This is a genomic window from Agathobaculum massiliense (genome assembly GCF_900291975.1).
GTDB classification, from domain to species: domain Bacteria; phylum Bacillota; class Clostridia; order Oscillospirales; family Butyricicoccaceae; genus Agathobaculum; species Agathobaculum ammoniilyticum.
Genome location: NZ_OMPN01000001.1, coordinates 1,402,975 through 1,424,558 on the forward strand (window position 1 = coordinate 1,402,975; position 21,584 = coordinate 1,424,558).

Below are 21,584 nucleotides of genomic sequence, written 5' to 3' on the forward strand. Positions count from 1 at the left end.
CGCGCCTCCTTACAGCCCAAGACGCTTGGACAGGAACTGGGCCGCCGTTTGGCACAGCTTGACCGCCACCTCGTCCGCAGAGGCGTTTTCCTCCTCGCCGACAAAGGCGACGCAGCCCGTTACGTCCCCATCCGTGATGATCGGCACGGCGACGATCACATTATACACGTCATTTGCGGTGATCGCGATATCCTGCGTCTCTCCTACGCCGCGCTCATAGGTGGCGCGCTGCTCCATCACAAGCTCCAGGTCGGGCGAGATGCTCTTTTCCAGGATGTCCTTTTTCGCTCCGCCTGCCGCGGCGATGACCGCGTCGCGGTCACAGATCGCGCAGCTCATGCCCGCGGTGCGCGCCAGCGCCTCCGCCAGTTCGGCGACGACCGTACCAAGCTCCCCCATGGGGGAATATTTTTTGAAGATGACCTCGCCGTCGCGATCGGTGAAGATTTCCAACGGGTCGCCCTCCCTGATGCGCAGGGTGCGGCGGATCTCTTTCGGAATAACGACGCGTCCAAGATCATCGATGCGGCGTACAATGCCGGTTGCTTTCATTTACGCGTTCCCTCCCATACGAATTTCTGGTTGTACAGGTAGTATGACAGCAACGCGGACAAATATGCGGGATTTTCCACCGGCGCGGCTCTGGCAATTTTTTCTCGGCCTGTTATTTTTGATTAAATGGAAAAGCGAGGGCGGCACTGTCGTTTGGCGGGCTAACGGGTCTGAGTGCCGTTAGCCGCGGCGCTTCGTTCGAGCCAACGGTGCAGGAAATCCATCTGCTCCTGCGTGTGGAACCAATGCTCGCCGTTTTCCATCACCGTCAAGCCACAGCGAAACCGCTGGGCGAACTGCTCTACGGTATCACGATCTATCAGGGCATCGCTGCCGCCGTATAATATTTCCGTGGGGCTTTCCCATGCCGTGATCGGATGGGACGCCGCATATTCCCAATACTCCCACGACAAGGTCTGCCCAAAATCGGTTGGGATCACGCGCTCCTGCCTGAGCCGTTCCTCTGAAACGTCCGCCCAGCCCATCATTTTTTGCAGCAGCCGCTTCATATCGAGGACAGGCGAGACAAACAGACAGCGGTCCAGGCGCTTGCCGCGCAGGCCCAGCATGCCAAACCACGCCCCGATGCTGTTTGCGAACAGGGAAATCCCTTTCCAGCGCGCCTCAGCAAACCGCATCACCGCGGCCAGCTCCGGTGCGACGTGCCACGGGTCAAAGAAAGGCATCTCGTCCGCCCGTTCCCCATGCCCCGGCAGGTCTAGGCTCAAGGTCTGGCACCCATACCGCTGCAGGCTTTCGGCAACGCCGCACGCCTCCTCTTTATTCCCGTTTTGGCCGTGTACATATAAATACACTTGATTGGACGGCTCGCCCAGCACGAGCGCGGGAATACCGCCGATCCGCAATTCTTCTCTCGCAATAGACATGTTGCTGCTTCCTATCTTGTGTCGTTGTCCTGCGGCCGGATTTTCCGGCGCAGCCGTTTTGTCACCGCGCCGTGACCTTTGCGCCAGTCACGATCGCGCGCGGCGCGCCGGTCAGCGGCATGCCGGTGTACGGCGTGTTGGCCGCTTTCGAGCGGTAGCTCCGGTACACGGTCTCCCGCTTCCAGTCCAGCAGCACCAGGCGGGCGAAGTTCCCCTCGCGTACCGCGCGGCCGGACAGTCCGTACAGCTCCGCGGGCGTCCGGCTCATCCGCTCCACCAACTGCATGGGCGACAGGCGTCCGGTCTGCACCAGAAACGTATTGCATACGGAAAACGCGGTTTCCAGCCCCGTGATGCCCGACGGGGCCTTGGCGAATTCGCGCGCCTTTTCCTCCGCCGTATGCGGCGCGTGGTCGGTGGCGACCATGTCGATCGTACCGTCCGCAAGCGCGCCGATCAGCGCCTCGCGGTCAGCCTCCGTGCGGAGCGGCGGATTCATCCGCGCATAGGCTCCGTGCGTGCAAACATCCGCCTCGGTCAGGGAAAGGTGGTGCGGCGTGACCTCCGCATAGATCCGCGCGCCCAGCGCCTTGCCCGCGCGGATCAGCGCGACCGACTGTGCCGAGCTGACATGCTGGAACAGGACCCGTGCGCCCGTGTCCAGCGCGAGCGCAATATCGCGTGCGATCATCGCGCTTTCCGCGCTTGCCATCGCGCCCGGCACCCCAAACTCCTTCGCCGCCTTGGAGCCGTAATTCACGCCGGGCGAGGGTACGAGGGACGGCTCCTCCTCATGGAACGACAAAAGGATATCCTGTGCCGCCGCGCGCGCCATCGCCTCCCGACACAGGCCTGCGTCCGTCAGGTTAAGGCCGTCGTCGGTCAGACAGGGCGCGCCCGCGGCCTTGAGCGCCCCGAAGTCGGTCAGCTCCCGCCCCTTCAGACCCTTTGTCACCGCGCCCGCCTGCAGAACCTGCACCGCGCAGCCCCGCGCCTTTTCAGTCACATACCGGATTGTTTCAGGCGTATCGCATGCGGGCAGGGTATTCGCCATGCAGATCACGGTCGCGTAGCCGCCTGCGGCAGCAGCAGCAGCGCCGGTGAGCACGTCCTCCTTTTCCGTCTGCCCCGGATCGCGGAAATGCACATGCCCATCCACAAATCCGGGGGAAACCGTCAGTCCGGCCGCGTCCCAGCACTCGCAGCCCGGCGGCGGCTGGAGCCGCTTGGACACCGCCGCGATCACACCGTCGTCCCCGATCAGCACGTCGCGCGGCGCGTCCGTGCCTGTGTAGGGGTCAAGCACCCGTCCGTTTTGCAGTAAAAGCATGGAAAACCTCCGTCCTTTTCTCTATTCGTTTTTATATTGTATCATGGATGCCCTAGCCATGCAAAATAAAACGGCCGCTGGGCGGCCGTTTTTCCGACGGGCATTACATCTGATGGTCGAACGTAACCACCGGATTATACCGCCAGTCGATTTTTTTCAGCTGGTCCCGAATCCGCATCATCAGCTCCCGCTTTGCATCGTTGTCGTAGCTGAACGGGACGACCACGTCAAAAATCAGGTTGATCTGCCGTTCCCCGTCCACAACGCGGAAATCGTGCATGGAGAGCCTTTCGTCGATCGACCGCAGCACGGCGTCCGCCTGCTCGCGCAGCGCGGCGACATGCGCGTTGTTGACGTCGATCGGGTCCATGTGGATAACCACATATACCCCTGTCTGCTGCCAAACCCGTTTCTCCGCCTCGTCGATCACCTCATGCACGGCGACAAAGTCGGAATCGCTCGGCACTTCCGCATGGAGTGACGCCAGCGAGCGCCCCGCGCCGTAATTATGGACGATCAGGTCGTGTACGCCCACGATGTAGTCCGAATCCATCACAATGCGCTCGATGCTTTTCGCAACCTCGGGGTCCGCGGCCTCACCGAGCAGCGGCGCGACCGTATCGCGCGCGATACCGGCGCCCGCCCAGATGATGAACAGCGCCACCAGCACCCCTATATAGCCGTCCACCGGCAGGGTGGTGAAACGGCCCGCAATCATGCCGACCACGACCACGCCGGTCGTGATGACATCGTTCCGGCTGTCCTGCCCCGCGGCCATCAGCACGGGCGAATCGATCCGGCGGCCGATCCCCACGTTGAACGCACCCATCCACAGCTTGACTGCCATGGAAACCGCGAGAATGGCGATCAGGATGGGCGATGCCTCGACCGGCTCTGGATGGAGGATACGGCCGGCCGAGGTTTTCAGAAACTCAAAGCCGACCAGGACGATGATAAACGATACGATCAGCCCCGCGATATATTCCGTGCGCCCATAACCGAACGGATGCTTTGCGTCCGGCTCCTTGCCGGAAACCTTGAAGCCCACAATCGAAATCAGGCAGGAAAGGCCGTCCGACAGGTTATTGAACGCATCCGCGGCAATGGAAATCGCGCCGCTGAGCAGGCCGATCGCCATTTTGAGCGCAAACAGGAACAGGTTGCACGCGATACCCACCGCGCCGGACAGCACACCATAGCGCTCCCGCACGCGGGCGTCCCGCGTATTTTCCGCATCCTTCACAAACAGGCGGATCAACAGGCTGGTCATAGCATCCCCCTCGTATACAGAATATTATATATGCCCATACAAATTACTAATTGTAATATCATAATTGCTGGGATGCCTAACATAAAGCTGCGGTGCAGCGTTTTGTGGCGGATCAGTAGCATGCTCGCATACACGCCCGGCCCGCCGCCGACCAGGGCCCAGAAAAACAGCGTGCGCTCCGGCACACGCCCCCATCCATTCCTCGCGGCTATTTTATCATATATGCTGACCAGCGCGCCGATCGCACTGACCACAAGCAGATAGTACCAAACGCCTTTCACGGCTGACAGCCCCTCCCCCGCCGGAATTTCCTTATATTTTAGCATAGGCGCCTGCGGGATGCAACCAGACGCACAAAAAGTAGCCGCGACTAACGTTTTCGCGCGTGAGCAGCGGAAAGGGGACGCGCGTCTGCGCGTCCCCCGTACTGCTATTCTGTCTGCGCGGCGAGCCGCTTGGGGTTGCCGTTGTCGAACGGCGCGTCGAAATGGTACCGCAGCAGCCAGCCCGCGTCAAACTGGGCGGCATACTGTCCCGCGAGCGACGCGGCGCGGATGCGCGCCAGGCCGAACAGCTCGGGTACGGAATCCGTGCGCACCTCCCCCGGCGTCCACAGGCTGCCCCACGGCTCATGCTCCAGATTGAGCGCGTCCCATGCGGGTAGCTCGGTCTTCATATGGCCGGTCAGCAGCGCGCCGCGTCCGGCAAGGCGCTCCAGCCGCTGTGCGGCGCGGTATATGCCGCGGCTCTCCGAATAGAAAAACGTTTCCCACGCCAGCATCTCGTCAAACGCCCGCCGGAGGCTGTACGGCGGCGCGTCCGTCCCATATACCGCTTTCAGCACCGCGTGGAGCAGCGCGGCAAGCACGGCCTTCTCCTCAGCCTCCAGCGTGTAGGAATCCGCCGGTGAAAAGGTTGTGACCGGCGCGCGGCGCACGCGCTCATATACCAGGGAATCGATATCGCTTTCGATCTGACAATGGACCGCGGAGCCGGACAGGCGCGTGTCCACGGAACGGATCTGCTCCTGCCGGCAGTATACATACGGGTGTATCTCGCTGTCGAGCGCATAATGGCACAGGAAGCCGTAAAAATACGCGCTGGCGATCTCATGGGCCGCGCCGGTCAGGTCGTGTACGCCGTGCGCGAGTGCCGCGAACAGCCGGTCCGTCCGCTCGGAATGCATCCGGTTGCCCAGCTTATGCAGCGGGCTGCCGAACAGGACTTTCCGGTAAAACAGCGGGTCCGGCCCCTGGCAGCCCCAGTAAAAGCAGGCCGGACGGCTTTCGGCAAGCGCCTGCACCGGAGCCGGAAAAACCGCGAGCGCCTGCTCTCCGAACAAATGATGGGATACGAAATCCGCCATAACAGCTCTTCCTTTCTTTGTTGGCGTCAGCAGTCTGCGCCCTCATTATACACGCTTTTCCGACAAAGGGAAAGCGTGCAGGAGAAAAAACTGCGGCGTTTTTTTGCTGCCGGCGGCTCGCTTTACCTTTTCCCCTTGGCATGCTATAATATAAGCAGGCCATCTTCGCCGCGTTCAGGCCCGCGGGCGCAGCAGCAGCACGGATACGTCGTTGACGTTGGTTCCCGTGGGTCCGGTCTTAATCAGCCCGTCCACCCGGGCAAGCGCATGATAGGCGTCGTTATCCGACAGCACGCGGTCGATGGATATGCCCTGCGCGGCAAGACGGCCGCAGGTCGTCCCGTCCACCAAGCCGCCCGCCGCGTCGGTAGGACCGTCCGTCCCGTCCGAGCCGACCGAAAACACGGCCGCGCCCACCAGTCCCGCAATCCCGCGCGCGGCGGAAAGCGCAACCTCCTGATTGCGGCCGCCCAGCCCCGTGCCTGTGATATGCACGACGGTTTCGCCGCCCGCGATAAACGCAAGCGGCTTTACTGTATCCGCATGGTACTGCGCGACCGACGCGAGGAAGCTGCCCGCCTCCCGCGCTTCGCAACACAGGCTCGCGGTCAGCACGGTCGTTTCATAGCCCAGCGCGCGGCACGCGCCTGCCGCCGCCGCGCACAATTCGCGCACCGAGCCGGTGACCCGCGTTTCCACATGATCCAGACGGCGCGGCAGCGGCCGGTCGAGCAGCGGCAGCACCTCCGGCGGGAGCCGCAGCCCGTATTTTTCCACGACCGCGTGTGCCTGCTCCGCGGTCGAGCGGTCCGGATAGGCCGGTCCGGAAGCGATCATGTCCAGCGGGTCGCCCACGATGTCCGACAGCACGATGGCGAACACCCGCGCGGGCGCGCAGAGCTGCGCGAACCGTCCACCCTTGACCGCACTGACCCGCTTGCGCAGCGTGTTCATCTCAACGATATCCGCGCCGCAGCGCAGAAGCTGGCCGGTCAGGTCCGCGAGCGCCTCCGGCCCGCAAAGCGGCTTTTCAAACAGCGCCGAGCCGCCGCCCGATATGAGCAGCAGGACCAGGTCGTTTTCCCCCAGCGGCTCCACCAGCCGTATCGCCTCGTCGGTGGCGTCGAACGAATTCCAGTCAGGCACTGGATGTCCCGCCTCCCGAATACGCAGGCCCGGGATATCGCCACCCGCGTGGCCGTATTTGGTGATCACGATACCGTCCGACACCGCGCCGCCCAGACAGCCGGCAGCGGCCTTCGCCATCTGCCAGGCTGCCTTGCCCAGCGCGACCAGGACCAGCCGGCCGGTCGGGGGCGTAAACCCTTTCAGCGCGCGCGCCACCGCCTCGTCCGGCAGCACGGCGCGGATCGAAGCGTCGATAATGCGCGCCGCGTCCTCACGAATTTTCATAGCGCTCAAACCATCCTTTCCAAACAGCGCCCCGGCGGGGCCTGTCTTGCAAAATCAGAGGAAATCCATATAATATAAAAGTATACAGGGAATAGCTCCCCGACTCAAGTCAGGAGGCGGAATTATGCCAAAAAACAGGCCGATTCAAACCATTGCGGATCAGGTTTACGCGATCCTGCGCAAAAACATCTGCAACGGGCTGTACGCGCCCGGCTACTGGCTGCAGGAGGCCGAGCTTTGCGAGCAGCTCGGCGTCAGCCGCAGTCCGGTGCGCGAGGCCCTGCTCCGTCTCGCGTCGGACGGGCTGCTCGTCAGCATCCCTAACAAGGGGACGTTCGTCAAGGAGTTCACCTGTAAGGATATCGACGAGATCTTTGATATGCGTGTGCTGCTGGAGGGTTACGGCATCCGCAACAGCCGTGCCAACCTGACTTCCACCCATATCCAGCGGCTGCTCGACATTCTGGAGGACCTACAGACCATGATCGACGCGGGCGACCTGGATGCTTACGCCCGCGTGGACGAGCAGCTGCACAACGAAATCGTCTCCCTCGGCAACAACAGCATCGTCAGCTCGGCCTACTACCGCGTCGGCTCGATGAACCAGCAGTTCCGCGTGCTTTCCCTCAACATCCGCCAGCGCTTCGAGGAATCCCAGGACGAGCACCGGCAGGTTATACACGCCATCATTCGGGGCGACGCCGAGCTGGCCGAGAGCGTCAACCGCCGGCATCTGGAGCTGGCCCGCTCCTGCATCAAGGAGCAGCTCGAAAAAAAGAAATGATCCCCGCAGACAAATGGCTGCCGCATTTGCGGCAGCCATTTTTATTTGCTTTGTCCCTTAGTGGATGAAGAACGACAGGACGATGAAAATGCATGAGCCGAAAGCCGGAATCAGGATAGAGCCGACCGACCAGGTTTTGAGGCTGGTCTTGATATCCATGCCGGAGAAGTTCGTGACAACGTGGAAATACGAGTCGTTCAGGTAGCTTGGACACATGGTGGTCAGGCAGAGCGCCATCGCCGCCAGATACGGATTGACTGCCAGACCGGCCGCCACCATCGGGGCGATAATCGCGGAGCCGGTGATCATCGCGGTCGTACCGGAACCCTGCGGGAAACGCATGATCACGCCGATGATGATCGGAACCAGTATGCCGGGAACGCCCGCGGCAACGATCGCGTCCGCCATCATCTTGGCAGCGCCGGTCGCGTTGATGACCGCGCCCAGCGCGCCGCCCGCGGCAGTGATGAACACGATCGGACCAGCGTCGCGGCAGGCCTCCTGCATCAGATTGACACAGGTCTTCTTGTCGTAATCCCTGCAGAGCAGGAACGCGCCCATACACAGGGAGATGAACAGCGCGATGACCGGCTGGCCAAGGAACTGGACGACGTTGGCGACCATGGTGCCTTGCAGCGAGGAGATCTGGCCGACCAGCGTGTTGGCGAAGATCAGTACGATCGGTACCAGCAGCGTTGCAAAGGACATAAACGCGCTCGGCAGCTTTTCCGCCGCCAGCAGATCCGCAAAGTCCTCGGTAACAAGGTCTTCGTTCTTCTGATACTTTTCGTTGATGCGGTCGAGCACGCGGAGTTGCGCTTCGCTGTACTGGGAGCGGTCGATCTCATACGGGACAACCAGATTAGGGTATTTCTTGCCGAAGTGGCGGAACAACGGTACCGCAAAGGCAAACAACGGGATTGAGATACCGATGCCGCACAGGATAAACATGCCCAGATCGATACCCAGACCGTTTTCCTGGAACGTGCTGACGACTGCCAGCGGGCCTGGGGTCGGCGGCACCATAAAGTGCGTGATGTACAGGCCCATGCCGAGGATACCGCCCAGACCGACCATGGACCTCTTGGTCAGTCGGGAGAATTCCTTGGCCAGCGAGGACAGGATAACGAAGCCGGAATCACAAAACACGGGTATGGAAACGACCCAGCCGGTCAGGCCAAGCACGACGTCGCAGTTCTTCACGCCGACCGCCTTGAGGATGGTCAGCGCCATGCGCTTGGCCGCGCCGCTCTTTTCCAGAAAGATGCCCATGATACAGCCAAAGCCAATTACCACGCCGATACTTGCCATCGTGTTGCCGAAGCCGGTTGTCACCGTGCTGACGCACTGGGTCAGTGACGAAACCTCGCCGAACGGCATCGCCAGCACCGCGATCAGGATCGCCGAAATAATCAGCGACGGGAACGCGTGCATCTTGGTAAAAATGATCAGCACCATCATCACAACAATACCGATCAGCATTGCTACTACAGGATTTAGCATGTTTTTACCCCCTTATTCACTCGTCTTTTTCTTATCTTCCTCATCTTCCAATCCGATTCCGGCGATGGCCCATCCCCCTTTCCGCTCCGGCCGCAAAGCTGTATCCACAGCCCCTATGGTCAAATGACCGGACCGAGACAGAAAATGTCCATCGAGCCGAAATAGCCCAGCGCCTCGTTCTTCGTCATTTCGCCCGACAGCACGCGTATCAGCAGCTCGAACGCCTCTTCGCCGACCTCTTCAATGGTCTTTTCACCCGTGATGATGCGGCCCGCGTTCAGGTCCATATCGTGCTGCATGCGCTCATATGTATTGGGGTTGCCGCAGATCTTGACGACCGGCATGGAGGGGAAGCCCTGCGGCGCGCCGCGTCCGGTCGAAAACAGCATGATCTGTGCACCCGTGGCGGCCATGCCGGTCAGGATCTCCGGCTCACGGCCGGGCGCGTCCTTGATCCAGAGCCCCTTCTGGTCGGTCACGCGGTCGGTGTATTCCAGCACGCCCTGGATCGGACGGTGACCGCTTTTGACGATCGCGCCCAGGCTCTTTTCCTCGATGCTGGACAGCCCGCCCGCGATATTGCCGGGCGTCGGCTGGCCACCGCGCATGTCCTCGCCGACCGATTTCGCACGCTTTTCCATGCGATCGACGATCTCGTAGATCTTCCGGCCGACCGGCCCGTCCTCGCCGCCGACCGCACGCCGCGCGAGGATATGCTCGCCACCGAGGAATTCGGTCGTCTCGCCGAAGACAACAGTTGCGCCCAGGTCGACCAGCTTATCCGCCACATAGCCGATCACGCAGTTGGAGGCCATGCCGGAGGTGGTATCCGACGCGCCGCACTTGATGGACATGATTACGTTTGAAATATCGGCCGGCTCGCGCTGCAGGCCGGAGATCTGCTGCACCAGCCGCTGCGCCGCGTCAATGCCCGCCTGGATCGCCCGCGAGGTGCCGCCAAGCTCCTGGATGCGGATGATCTCGACCGGCTTGCCGGTCGCGCGGATCTCCTCCACCAGCCGCTCGTGGTCGGTTCCCTCGCAGCCGAGGCTGACGATCAGCGCCGCGCCGACGTTCGGGCTCTGCCCGAGGTTGGACAGCGTATCCGTCACCCGCTTGAGGTCGATCGGCAGCTGGCAGCAGCCCTGATGATGGAAATAGCCGATCGTTCCCTGCACCTGCCGGCAGATCGCCTGGCCCACGTCGTTGGCGCAGATAACGCTCGGAATGACCGCTACCAGATTGCGCGCGCCGAACGTGCCGTTCGCGCGCCGGTAGCCCTGAAACGTATAGCTCATAACGTAATTCCTCCTCAAAGGTCACCGCGGCCGCGCAGCGCCTCAAGATTGTGTACATGGACGTAATCGCCCTTTTTGATGTCGCAGCTTGCCGCGCCGATGCACTCGCCGTATTTCATGATGTGCTCTCCCCTGGCGATATTGCATAACGCGATCTTATGGCCATACGGCACATCGCCGTGTACGGTGATCTCCTCCATATTCCCTTTCTTATCCCGCACCTCAACCCTTGTTCCGTCTGTGATTGCGTCGGCAAAAATCGTGGCGACGTTATCCAGGTCGTCGACCTTAAGCGCAAGCTTCAACTCTTCCATAACCGTTCCTCCTTACTCCTTTACCGCGAGGACCGCCACGCCGTCCGGAATGACGACGACCTCCGCGTCACGGCCCATGATCTCATACGCCATTTCCAGCGCCTCATCCGGCGTGGAAGCCGGTATCATGTTCGCCTTGCGGACCAGCTCATGATCCAGATAGGTGGTGACCAGAATGACTTTGTGTTTTTTCAGGATGCGCGCGAAAATCTGCGCGCACCACTGTTCGGGGATGGTTTCCTTAGGCGGGATTTTGGAAAGGTACGCGTCGATCTCGTCCACCGTCCCCTTCACGATCAGCTTTTCAAAATGCGTGCCTCCCATCCCGTCGCAGCAGGAGGCGCACATGATAATGACGCCGCCCTCCCGACAGCAGGCCTCCGCGGTCGCGACCGCCTTGGGGCTTTGATAGAGGTTCTGGTCCAACGGGTAGCCGCCGTTCGAGGTGATGACGATATCCCCCTCCACACTCGGGCACTGCGCCAGGCTGCGCACGAACGTCACGCCCTTTTCGTGCGCCTGTTCTAGGTCGCCCGCAAAGGCCGCGATCACTTTCTTTTCCGCGTTGAGCGCAACGTTCATGATAAACTGCACATTGACCGCGCGCGCCGCGCATACCATATCCTCATGGATGGGGTTATGCTCCAGCACGCCTGTTGTGGAATACGGGCTGGAAATCGCCTTGTACGAGTGGTTTTCGTTCACGGTCGCCGCGTTGCAGATGCCGGGCAGGATGCTTTTGCGCCCGCCCGAGAATCCGGCGAAGAAATGCGGCTCGATAAATCCCTCGGTCACCAGCAGGTCGCAGTGCAGCGCGACCTTGTTCACCCACAGCTCCGCGCCCGAAGGCAGGTCGCACACCTTTTCGAAATCCTCGTCCACGAACGCCTGATTGACCACGATCTTTTCGTTGTCCACGATAGCATCGCCGAACATGCGGCGCTGCTCCTCCTCCGTGGTCGCGCGGTGCAGGCCGGTGGCGATCAGGATGGTGATATCCGCCTCCGGATTGCCGCGGCGGATCTCCTCCAGCAGCAGCGGCAGCGTCAGCTTGCTGGGTACAGCGCGGGTATGGTCGCTCGTAACCAGTACGATCCGGTTCTTGCCCTTTGCCAACTCGCACAGCCGCGGTGTGCCGATCGGATTGGCGAGCGCCTCCCGAACCAGCTCGGCTTCCCCTTTGCCGGCATCATAGCTGTCCGTCCGCGAATTCAGCTCCGCTTTGAGGTTTTTCTCGTCCACATGCAGTTCCAAGGCAGAGGTATAGTACGGGATAGAAAATGTTTTCATATACAATCACCCTATTCTTTCATTTCCCCGGCATCCAATACAATAATTTGTATGTTGTATTATGTATACATAGTACAACATTTATTTGGCAAATTCAATTGATATATACGACTACCCCCCCCCTATTTTTGGGCAATATTTACAATATTCACAATTTCCATTGGGAAAATCAACAAGAATTCTTCATTTATTTTGAACAGCTATTCCCGCGCCTCTTCCAACTGCATAATCATTTTTCTGCAAAAAGCACCGGCACAGCCAAGCTGCGCCGGTGCAAATCACTTTCCAAAGCGGAGAGCCGCCTTGCGTTATCCCTCGTAGTCGTCCTCGTTCTCCCAGTTGTGCCAGACCGCCTGCACGTCGTCGTTGTCCTCCAAGTTGTCGAGCAGCTTGCGCATCTGGGCCATGTCCTCCTCTTTTTCGAGGGTGATATAGTTCTGCGGCACCATTTCCACTTCGGCCTCGACAAAGGAGTACCCCAGCGTTTCGAGCGCCTCGCGCACGGCGGAAAAATCGTCCGGCGTGGTATAGATTTCAAAGGTTTCCTCATCCGCCTGGAAATCCTCCGCGCCCGCCTCGAGCGCCTGCATCATCACAGTATCCTCGTCCAGCTCGCCGCGCTCCATAATGATCACGCCCTTTTTATCGAACTGCCAGGATACGCAGTTGGTGGCGCCCAAGCCCGCGCCATACTTATCGAACAGGTGGCGCACATCCGCGACCGTGCGGTTTTTGTTGTCCGTCAGCGTTTCCACAACAACGGCGACGCCGCCCACGCCGTAGCCCTCATAGTTGTTGGCCTCGTAGTTGACCTGGCCGTTCGCACCCGAGTATTTGTCCAGCGTGCGCTTGATGTTGTCGTTGGGCATATTGTTGGCCTTGGCCTTGGCGATGCAGTCGCGCAGGCGGGCGTTGAAGTCCGGATTCGCCGAGCCTCCCTCTTTGATGGCGATCGCCATCTCACGGCCGATTTTGGTGAATATCTTTGCCTTTTTCGCGTCATTCGCGCCCTTGCGCTTGGCAATATTATGCCACTTGGAATGTCCCGACATGATGGATGTCCCTCTTTCTATCATTATAATAATTAAAACAAACCTGAAAAACGCCGTGCGGCGCAGATAGATTCTATCAGGTTTTGCAGCTTTTCGCAAGACCCACGCGTATATTTTCCGCACAACGGGTGCAGACTATCATCGAAAAATCCAAAAAAAGAGGTGATTCCGTTATGAGCAAGCAGAACCGCAACCAGAACCCGTCTACCTCGAACCAGCAGCAGAACAACGAGCAGAACAAGAACCAGCAGAATACCCAGAATAAGAAAAACGACCAGCAGTACTAAGTCTTTCGCCTGGGGCATGCCGCTTCCAGGCGGGCGGGGCATCGCCGGCTCACGGCCGGACATGCCTGTCACGGCAGGGGGCGCTGAAAATCCTGATTTTCAGCGCCCCCTGCTTTTGCCTTTCCGGTGGGGCTGGCAGATTCTTTGTTTTACATTCCGCGGTCCAGCGTGGTATGATAGAAGTGATTCCACCAAAGGAGCTTACGCGCATGGAGACCCCACAAAGCATCTTAAAGCAATATTTCGGCTATGATTCGTTCCGGCCTGGGCAGGGCGAGCTGGTGCAGTCCATCCTCTCCGGCTGCGACACGCTGGGCATCATGCCGACCGGCGCCGGCAAATCGATCTGCTATCAGGTACCCGCCCTGCTGCTGGACGGCCTGACGCTGGTCGTTTCCCCGCTGATCTCCCTGATGAAGGACCAGGTCGGCGCGCTGGCCGAGGCGGGCGTACCCGCGGCCTGCGTCAATTCCTCCATGCCGCCCGCGGAAATGGCCGACGCCCTGTATGCCGCCGAGGCCGGCGCGTGCCGCCTGCTGTATATCGCGCCCGAACGGCTGACCGCCCCCGCATTTCTGGATTTTGCGCGCCGGACGCCGATCGCCATGCTCACGGTGGACGAGGCACACTGCATCTCCCAGTGGGGACAGGACTTCCGCCCCAGCTACCTCAAGATTGAGGAATTTCTCGCCGCCCTGCCCGCGCGTCCCCTGGTTTCCGCATTCACCGCAACGGCGACCGCCCAGGTGCGGGACGATATCGTACGCGCGCTCGGCATGCGCGAGCCTTACATCAAAACCACAGGCTTCGACCGGCCCAACCTGTACTTCTCGGTCGAGCGCCCCTCCTCCAAGCCGAACGCCCTGCTACGGCTGCTGGCCGAACGGGCGGGGAAAAGCGGCATCGTGTACTGCGCCACACGCAAAGCCGTGGAGGATGTGTGCGATATGCTGGTGTCCAAGCGCCTGCCCGCTACGCGGTACCACGCCGGACTGTCCGCGGAGGAGCGGCAGCTGAACCAGGATGATTTCCTCTACGACCGCAGGCCCATCATGGTGGCGACCAATGCGTTCGGCATGGGCATCGACAAATCCAACGTGTCCTTCGTCATCCACTACAACATGCCGAAAAACATGGAGAGTTATTATCAGGAGGCGGGCCGCGCCGGACGCGACGGAGAGCCGGCCGACTGCATCCTGCTGTACAGCGGGCAGGATGTGCATACGGCGGAATTCCTGATTGAGCGTAGCCGCGAGGCCGAGGACGATGCGCTCGCCCCAGCCGTGCGCCAGCATCTGCTCGAACGCGATCGGGAGCGGCTGCGCCGGATGACCTTTTACGCCACAACCACCGAATGCCTGCGCCGGACCATCCTGCGGTATTTCGGGGAAGAGGCGCCCCTGTCCTGCGGACACTGCGGCAACTGCGACACCACCTTCGAGCAGGTGGACGCGACGGTCGAGGCACAAAAGATCCTGTCCTGCGTATACCGTCTGAGCGAGCGCGGCCTGCATTTCGGGCGGGTGATCATCGCCGCCGTACTGACCGGCAGCAAAAGCGAAAAGATCGATCAATTCCGGCTGGACACGCTCTCCACCTACGGCATCATGGCGGACGCGACCGCCGCGCGCGTGCGCCAGTTGACCGACGCGCTGATCGAGCGCGGACATCTGCGGACCGATCCGGCGCGGTACAACGCGCTGTTCCTCACCCCGTCCGGTAACGCGCTCATGCGCGGGCGGGATACCTTCGTCCTCCGTCTGCCGCGCGAAAAGGCGCCCGCAGCCCGCGCCGCGGAGTCCAGCGCGGCCATGGACCAGGACCTGTTCGGCCTCCTGCGCGCCCTGCGCACGGCGCTGGCGCAAAAGGCGCATGTGCCGCCCTACGTCATTTTCTCCAACGCCACGCTGAGCGACATGGCGGCGCGCCAGCCCATCACGGAATTTGAGCTGCTCGCCGTGCGCGGCGTGGGCGAGGCCAAGGCCAGACGCTACGGCGGGGCCTTTCTGGAGGAGATCAAGCGTTACCTGCAGGAAAAGGCGTAGGGCGGCAATGCCGCCCTACGCCTTTTCTTATCCTCACCGCGCCCAATACTGTACCGCGTCGCACAGGAACTGTGCGCAGCCGGCCAGCTTGCGGTCGTAATAGGCGGTGAATCGTTCGTCCGCCGTGTAACCCGCGGCCAGCGCGCGGTGCGCCTGCGCGGTATAGTCCCTCCACGTCATGCCCAGCCAGGTTTTATGCAGCCGGACAATGCGCTCTCCGGACGGCCCCTTGGGATCGTCCCCCGCGCGCACCGCGTCTTCCAGCGCTCGCTGCACCTCGTCCTTCAGCGCTTCGAAACGCTCATAATCCGCCTCGGTCATGGCCAGCACCGCGGCGTTCGCCGCGTCGGCCTGCCCGTCTCCGTATTTGGCGCGCACTTCGGCGCCGTACCGTGCCTCGTTCTCCCATACGATTTTGTGTTTGAACGCCTCAAATTTTTCCGTATCGCTCATCTCTGTCTCTCCTTTCAGGGAACGGATGGTTTTTTGCACCGTCTCAATCAGGGCGGTGGTCTGCGCCTGCCGTGCATACAGGGCCGACAAATGGCTTTCCAGTGCGCGCAGCCGGTCGAAACCGTCCGCCTGCACGATGCGGGCGATCTCTTTCAGCGGCACGCCCAACGCCCGATAAAACAGGATCTGTTGCAGCAGGTCGACCTCCCGCTCCCCGTACAGGCGGTAGCCGGCTTCGGTCGTGCCGCTCGGCCGCAGCAGCCCGATCTGGTCATAGTACCGCAGGGTGCGCGCGCTCACCCCCGCCAGCCCCGCCAGCGCGTGAATCCCGTATTCCATCGTTTTTCACCTCCCTGCCCTTAGTATAGCGGTTTACGCTGCGTCAAAGTCAACCCTGTTTGTGAAAATATTTTGCTTCCTGCGCGGAACTGCGGTATCATACTATTATAATAAGGAAGAGGAGGCAGCCTCCATGATCTATACCGTTACACTCAATCCCTCGCTGGATTATCTTGTCCAGACCGACCGCCTCCGCCCGGGCAGGCTGTGCCGCATACACGGCGAAACCCTGCGCCCCGGCGGGAAAGGCGTCAATGTTTCGCTTGTCTGCGCGGCGCTCAGCCTGTCCACGCGCGCGCTCGGCTTTATCGCGGGCGGCACGGGTGCGCTGTTCGCCTCCCTGCTGGCCGAAACCGGCGTGGAATACGATTTCTGCCGTTTGGGGCGGGGCATGACGCGCATCAACGTCAAGGTTTGCGCGCGCGAGCAGACCGAGCTTAACGGCGCGGGGCCTGATATCCCCGCGGACGCGCTCGAAAAGCTGGCCGCGTCGCTGGACACGCTCGGCGGCGGGGACTGGCTCGTTCTGTCCGGTTCGGTCCCGTCCGGCGTGCCGACGGATATTTACGCCCGCCTGCTCGACCGCGTGCGGGCAAACGGCGTACACACGCTCGTCGACGCCTCGGACGACGCGCTCAAAAACGCCCTGCCATGCGCACCCGACCTGATCAAGCCTAACCTGGAGGAGCTGGACGCGCTGGTCGGCGGCGCGCCGCGCAGCCCTGCTGGCATCGCCGCCTGCGCGCGCGAGCTGCAGGCCGCGGGCGCGAAGGACATCCTTGTTTCCTGCGGGCCGGACGGAGCCGTACTCGTCCCCGCTACCGGCGCAGCGCTCCATCTGGACGCCCCCGCCGGCCAGGTGGTCCAAACCGTCGGCTCCGGCGACTCCATGGCCGCCGGCTGGCTGTACGCGCGCCTGCATGGCTTTTCCGCACCCGAGGCGCTGCGCTTCGCGGTCGCTGCGGGCAGCGCGGCCGCGTTCTGCGGCTGGCTCCCTGACCGCGCCGCGGTCGAGGCGGTGCTGCGCCGCACCGCCGCCCCAACGGAAATCCGATAATTTTTCTTCCGCAGCGCACACTTTTATGGTATACTGATACTCCATGCGCGCAAAATCTGAATATACAGGCGCATGCCCGAATGGAACTGCGGTTTCGATCGAAGATTATATCGAGAGGTGTTTTATGAGTATCACGACACGCGTCTGGATCGCAGGCGCAGGCGGCCGTTTGGGTTCCGCTCTGTGCCGCCGGTTCGACCGCAACACAGGCTTCCGGCTGCTGGCAAGCGACCTTGACGTTCGGGTGGAGGACAGCTTCCAGGTCGGCCACTTCGCCGACCTCAACCATCCCGACGTTATTATCAACTGCGCCGGCCTGACCGACGTGCGCGCCTGCGAGCGGCAGCCGGAGGAAGCGTATAAGGTCAATGCCATCGGCGCGCGCAATCTCGCGGTCGCCGCGCGGCGCATCGACGCCAAGCTGATCCAGCTGTCGACCGACGACGTTTTCGACGGCGCAGCCTCATCCGCGCTGTGCGAGTTCGACGACGCGCATCCGGCGACCATGTATGGCAAAAGCAAGTACGCTGGGGAAAAGCTGGTGCGCGAGCTGACGGATAAGCACGTGATCGTGCGTTCCTCTTGGCTGTACGGCGCCGGGGCGGACGATTTCGTCGACCAGGTGCTGCAGGCGGCGGCACGCGGGGAAACCGTGCGCCTGCCCGAGGACGAGATTTCCTCCCCGACCTCGGCGGACGCGCTCGCCGGCTTTATCGAATACCTGGTCAGGGCGCGTGAATACGGGCTGTACCACGCCTCCTGCGAAGGGGCCTGCTCGCGCGCGGAATTCGCGCGCGAGATCCTCCGTCTGAGCGGCTTCGCGGATTCCGTTGTGGAGCCTGCGGCCGCAGACGAAACGCTGCGCCCGCGCTTTACACTGCTGGACAACATGATGATGCGCATTACCGGCATCTACCATATGCCGGACTGGCGGGAGGCGCTTGGCATGTATCTGTCGGAGCGGAACGCGGGAGGGCTGGCATGATCGAAACCGGAAAAATGAGAAAAAACAGCCTGACCACCAAAATCTTTATCGCTCTGCTGCTCGGCGCGGCGGCCGGCGCGCTGCTGCACGGCTTTGCGGACGGGTCCGCTTTCGTGCAGGACGTCCTGGTCGGCGGCATATTTTATGTTGTCGGCCAGGGCTTCATCCGGCTGATGCAGATGCTGGTCGTGCCGCTCGTGTTCTGCTCGCTCATCTGCGGCGCCGCCGCGATCGGCGACACCAAGACGCTTGGCAAGGTCGGCGTCAAAGCGATCGGCTTTTACCTGGTCACAACCATGCTGGCGGTCGCGGTTTCGCTGGGCGTTGCCTCGCTGCTCAATCCCGGCTTGGGGCTGGATATGTCCCAGGTGCAGGCCGTGGATACCACGGTCACGGAAAGCGCGGGCTTTGCCGAGACGCTGCTGGACATCATCCCCAAAAACCCGATTGAAGCGCTGGCCGCCGGAAACATGCTGCAGATCATCGTATTTGCGCTGATCATCGGAATCATCCTTGCCAGACTGCAGGATAAGGTGCAGCTGGTAACAAACTTTTTCCAGCAGGGCAACGACATCATGATGGAGATGACCATGATGATCATGCGGCTCGCGCCGGCGGGCGTGTTCTGCCTAATCGCAAAAACTTTCGCCGAACTGGGCTTTTCCGCGATGGTCCCCATGTTCAAATATATGGCGGCCGTCCTGCTGGCGCTGCTGGTGCAGTGCCTCGGTGTGTATCAGATCCTGCTCAAGCTGTTTACCGGCCTCAACCCGTTCCGGTTCATCCGGAAATTCGCGCCGGTCATGGGCTTTGCGTTCTCCACCGCGACCTCGAACGCAACCATCCCGCTCTCCATCGAAACGCTGGAGGAAAAGGTCGGGGTGGCGCGGCGCATCTCGTCGTTCACGGTCCCGCTCGGCGCGACGATCAACATGGACGGCACCTCCATCATGCAGGGTGTGGCGGTCGTATTCGTCGCGCAGGCGTTCGGCATCGCGCTGACGCCCGCGGATTACCTGACCGTCATCGCCACGGCCACGCTCGCTTCGATCGGCACGGCCGGCGTCCCCTCTGTCGGCCTGGTGACGCTGGCGATGGTGTTCGACTCGGTCGGCCTGCCGGTTGCCGGCATCGGGCTGATTATGGGCATCGACCGCATTCTGGATATGGCGCGCACGGCGGTCAACATCACGGGCGACGCGGTCTGCACCACGATCGTCGCGCACCAGGACGGCGCGCTGGATAAGCGTGTGTTTGAAAAAAAGGCGTAACTTTCGCCGCCCCGCCTGTTTGACAGGCCGCGTCCGGTCTGCTATAATAACAACGATGCATGCCGCCATGGCGGAACTGGTAGACGCAGAGGACTTAAAATCCCTTGCGTTCAAAACAAATCCCAGACCATGCAGCATGCAACATTCTGTTAATTTTATTATTTTTTGTGATAAAAACCTATCTTTTCAAGCGGGTATTCTTCATGTTGGCAATTTTCTTCCTCCTTTTTGTCCCCTGTATGTTGGCAAACACTTCGGTGTTTGCCAACACTTTGCCAGCAAATCGTACAAAAATGTATTTTCATATGCCGCCATGACGGAATTGGTAGACGTATCAGACTTAAAATCTGAGGCTGGTTTCAGCGTGCGGGTTCGATTCCCGCTGGCGGCACCATCACCCAAGGGCTCCTGCGACTGTTACCGTCGCAGGTTTTTTTATTCCCTCACTCTGATCCGCCCTTTCCAAGCACATCAGAAACTATTCTTGCCGCGGCATTCGCAGTGCCGATTTTATCGGTATAATTCAAATGCGTGTAGATATCCGCTGTGGTTTGATAAGTGGAATGTCCCAGCCAGACTTGAATCTCCTGCAACGATATCTTTTTTCGGCACAGCATTGTCGCACATGTATGCCGCAAATCATGGAATCGGATTTTTTTGAGATTGTTCTTTTTCAAAAACCATTGAAAATGACGCGATACATAATCCGGCTTTATCAATTTCCCGCATTCATTCACAAAAACAAAATCCCTATCGTCTTGTTCATATGCTTTGCCATAAAGCTTGCGATTCCTGTTTTGTTGAAATTTTAATCTCAACAATTCTTCTTCGATTGAGGGAACCAGTGGCAAGGTCCTGTTACTGCTTTTGTTTTTCAACAGGCTATCCTTTACATATACCAGCTTCCCGTCTATCAGGGTCTCTGTCACCTTATAGCAAATGTGAATACTCTTCTCCTTGAAATTGATTGCCGACCATTTCAGACCAAGCAATTCGCTTCTACGCAGTCCATAAGTTACATCCATCAGGATAATCAACGCCATCGGGTCCCCGCGCATTGCTGCGAACATCTTTCGCAAATCATTTTCGTCATACGTTTGTGGAATATAACGCACATGCTTTGGCTTTAAATCCTTATCCAGCACCGCGAAAGGATTAACCGGTAGCAGTTTTTCTCGAGCCGCTTTTCGCAGGGCTTGATTCAGAACAGTCTGGTAATGCAGCAGTGTGTTCTCCGACACACCATTACGCCGTTTATACCGATAAAAGTCTGCAATATCTTTGTCGGTCATCTGCTCAACAAGAATGCCTTTTTGCGCAAAATACGGCGCTATGTAGCTTTGCACATCCTTCTGATATGCCCCAAACGTGGTCGGCTGAATCCGATTCCGACGGGACTCCACCCAATCCAGAAGGTATTCTGAGAATAGGATCCCGCTTTCTGACTGTCCCCTACGGTTTTGATGGGTCTCTCTTTTTGCTTCGCGTACTGCCGTTGACTCTAATACCTGATCCTCGGGTTCCAATACAGGCTTCCATTCCTGTATAGCATCCTCCATCATTTTTTTGGCGCGTCTGCTATTACCTCGAATCGGAAGTTCTGTATCGATCCATTTTTGTTTCCGCGCACCTGATCCGTCCTTATAAATCAAAACGATCTGCCAAGTGCCTCTTTTTTCATATATGCGGGCTGTCACAATAATACTCTCCTTTCCAGGCAGCCCCATACGCATTGTTGACGGCTCTATTATACATCATTCCTGTCGTTTTCTCTACCCGTTTCTGCATCCGATCCCAATAGGTAATCAATAATGTGCATTTTTGCTATAATGTACTTCTTTCCATTGCGCCGATATGGTATTTTCCCGCTTTGCAGAATCTCATATGCTTTATTTTTACCCAGCCCCAGCATCTGCCTGTACTGCTCAAATCCAACCGCATCAGGATAATCACTAAAAATTTGCCGATAAAATGTTTTCTTTTGATATGGCATCCTTCTGTCACTTCCCAATTATAGACTTCATTACCCCAAAGGGTCCATCGGTATTAAAGCCGCCGATGGTCGCTGCCCATCTTCCCTTATATGCT

General features: G+C 59.8%; 20 protein-coding genes and 1 tRNA gene. 6 read left to right on the forward strand and 15 right to left on the reverse strand.

What is annotated here, in order from left to right:
• Positions 1-9 precede the first annotated feature (9 nt).
• The 7 genes from DBQ51_RS07270 to DBQ51_RS07300 all read right to left on the reverse strand — a co-directional run bounded on the left by DBQ51_RS07270 (position 10) and on the right by DBQ51_RS07300 (position 6,818).
• Positions 10-552 carry a stage V sporulation T C-terminal domain-containing protein gene (locus tag DBQ51_RS07270; RefSeq protein WP_107631130.1) on the reverse strand — a complete coding sequence of 181 codons (543 nt, stop codon included), beginning with the start codon at positions 550-552 and terminating at the stop codon, positions 10-12.
• A gap of 161 nt (positions 553-713) precedes the next feature.
• Positions 714-1,439 carry an alpha/beta hydrolase gene (locus DBQ51_RS07275; RefSeq protein WP_107631131.1) on the reverse strand — a complete coding sequence of 242 codons (726 nt, stop codon included), beginning with the start codon at positions 1,437-1,439 and terminating at the stop codon, positions 714-716.
• Positions 1,440-1,500: 61 nt separating this feature from the next.
• Positions 1,501-2,769, reverse strand: coding sequence for a dihydroorotase (locus DBQ51_RS07280; RefSeq protein WP_054327974.1), 1,269 nt, complete (start codon positions 2,767-2,769; stop codon positions 1,501-1,503).
• A gap of 103 nt (positions 2,770-2,872) precedes the next feature.
• On the reverse strand, positions 2,873-4,039 hold the full coding sequence (locus DBQ51_RS07285; protein WP_107631132.1) for a cation diffusion facilitator family transporter: 1,167 nt from the start codon (positions 4,037-4,039) through the stop codon (positions 2,873-2,875).
• Complete coding sequence (locus tag DBQ51_RS07290; protein ID WP_159068094.1) at positions 4,036-4,320, reverse strand: DUF1294 domain-containing protein; 285 nt, start codon at positions 4,318-4,320, stop codon at positions 4,036-4,038. The genes DBQ51_RS07285 and DBQ51_RS07290 overlap by 4 nt, the downstream gene beginning before the upstream one ends.
• 149 nt (positions 4,321-4,469) lie before the next feature.
• Positions 4,470-5,405 (reverse strand): zinc dependent phospholipase C family protein, encoded by a 936-nt coding sequence (locus DBQ51_RS07295; protein WP_107631133.1) that lies wholly within the window; start codon positions 5,403-5,405, stop codon positions 4,470-4,472.
• A 174-nt stretch (positions 5,406-5,579) separates the two neighbouring features.
• Positions 5,580-6,818 carry a glycerate kinase type-2 family protein gene (locus DBQ51_RS07300; protein ID WP_107631134.1) on the reverse strand — a complete coding sequence of 413 codons (1,239 nt, stop codon included), beginning with the start codon at positions 6,816-6,818 and terminating at the stop codon, positions 5,580-5,582.
• 124 nt (positions 6,819-6,942) lie between these two features.
• Between DBQ51_RS07300 and DBQ51_RS07305 the strand changes: the two genes are divergently transcribed.
• On the forward strand, positions 6,943-7,602 hold the full coding sequence (locus DBQ51_RS07305) for a GntR family transcriptional regulator (RefSeq protein WP_107631135.1): 660 nt from the start codon (positions 6,943-6,945) through the stop codon (positions 7,600-7,602).
• A 57-nt stretch (positions 7,603-7,659) separates the two neighbouring features.
• On the opposite strand, the gene DBQ51_RS07310 is transcribed toward DBQ51_RS07305, so the two are convergent.
• The 5 genes from DBQ51_RS07310 to DBQ51_RS07330 form a co-directional block, all read right to left on the reverse strand.
• Positions 7,660-9,105, reverse strand: coding sequence for a GntP family permease (locus DBQ51_RS07310; RefSeq protein WP_082397318.1), 1,446 nt, complete (start codon positions 9,103-9,105; stop codon positions 7,660-7,662).
• Between the two features lie 119 nt (positions 9,106-9,224).
• Positions 9,225-10,403, reverse strand: coding sequence for a UxaA family hydrolase (locus DBQ51_RS07315; protein ID WP_054327981.1), 1,179 nt, complete (start codon positions 10,401-10,403; stop codon positions 9,225-9,227).
• A 14-nt stretch (positions 10,404-10,417) separates the two neighbouring features.
• Positions 10,418-10,717, reverse strand: coding sequence for a UxaA family hydrolase (locus tag DBQ51_RS07320; protein WP_107631136.1), 300 nt, complete (start codon positions 10,715-10,717; stop codon positions 10,418-10,420).
• Between the two features lie 12 nt (positions 10,718-10,729).
• The gene (gene larA, locus DBQ51_RS07325; protein WP_054327982.1) at positions 10,730-12,007 is read right to left on the reverse strand and encodes a nickel-dependent lactate racemase; all 1,278 of its coding nucleotides are present in this window, start codon (positions 12,005-12,007) and stop codon (positions 10,730-10,732) included.
• Between the two features lie 308 nt (positions 12,008-12,315).
• Complete coding sequence (locus DBQ51_RS07330; RefSeq protein ID WP_054327983.1) at positions 12,316-13,059, reverse strand: YebC/PmpR family DNA-binding transcriptional regulator; 744 nt, start codon at positions 13,057-13,059, stop codon at positions 12,316-12,318.
• A 496-nt stretch (positions 13,060-13,555) separates the two neighbouring features.
• On the opposite strand from DBQ51_RS07330, the gene recQ reads away from it, so the two are divergent.
• Positions 13,556-15,391 (forward strand): DNA helicase RecQ, encoded by a 1,836-nt coding sequence (gene recQ / locus DBQ51_RS07335; RefSeq protein WP_107631137.1) that lies wholly within the window; start codon positions 13,556-13,558, stop codon positions 15,389-15,391.
• Between the two features lie 33 nt (positions 15,392-15,424).
• Here the strand turns inward: recQ and DBQ51_RS07340 are convergent, their stop codons facing one another.
• Complete coding sequence (locus DBQ51_RS07340; protein ID WP_107631138.1) at positions 15,425-16,183, reverse strand: MerR family transcriptional regulator; 759 nt, start codon at positions 16,181-16,183, stop codon at positions 15,425-15,427.
• Positions 16,184-16,316: 133 nt separating this feature from the next.
• Here DBQ51_RS07340 and pfkB point away from each other — a divergent pair, with 133 nt between their 5' ends.
• The 4 genes from pfkB to DBQ51_RS07360 all read left to right on the forward strand — a co-directional run bounded on the left by pfkB (position 16,317) and on the right by DBQ51_RS07360 (position 19,890).
• Complete coding sequence (gene pfkB / locus DBQ51_RS07345) at positions 16,317-17,240, forward strand: 1-phosphofructokinase (RefSeq protein WP_107631139.1); 924 nt, start codon at positions 16,317-16,319, stop codon at positions 17,238-17,240.
• A 124-nt stretch (positions 17,241-17,364) separates the two neighbouring features.
• Positions 17,365-18,225: a dTDP-4-dehydrorhamnose reductase gene (gene rfbD / locus DBQ51_RS07350; RefSeq protein WP_107631140.1), complete on the forward strand. Its 861-nt coding sequence runs from the start codon at positions 17,365-17,367 to the stop codon at positions 18,223-18,225.
• The gene (locus DBQ51_RS07355; RefSeq protein ID WP_107631141.1) at positions 18,222-19,496 is read left to right on the forward strand and encodes a dicarboxylate/amino acid:cation symporter; all 1,275 of its coding nucleotides are present in this window, start codon (positions 18,222-18,224) and stop codon (positions 19,494-19,496) included. Before rfbD ends, DBQ51_RS07355 begins: the two co-directional genes overlap by 4 nt.
• Before the next feature lie 307 nt (positions 19,497-19,803).
• Positions 19,804-19,890 (forward strand) — tRNA-Leu (locus tag DBQ51_RS07360).
• A gap of 49 nt (positions 19,891-19,939) precedes the next feature.
• Here the strand turns inward: DBQ51_RS07360 and DBQ51_RS07365 are convergent.
• A complete protein-coding gene (locus DBQ51_RS07365; protein ID WP_159068095.1) occupies positions 19,940-21,193 on the reverse strand; it encodes a tyrosine-type recombinase/integrase in 1,254 nt (417 codons plus the stop codon).
• Positions 21,194-21,243: 50 nt separating this feature from the next.
• Positions 21,244-21,489 carry a helix-turn-helix domain-containing protein gene (locus tag DBQ51_RS07370; RefSeq protein WP_054328375.1) on the reverse strand — a complete coding sequence of 82 codons (246 nt, stop codon included), beginning with the start codon at positions 21,487-21,489 and terminating at the stop codon, positions 21,244-21,246.
• Between the last annotated feature and the right edge of the window lie 95 nt (positions 21,490-21,584).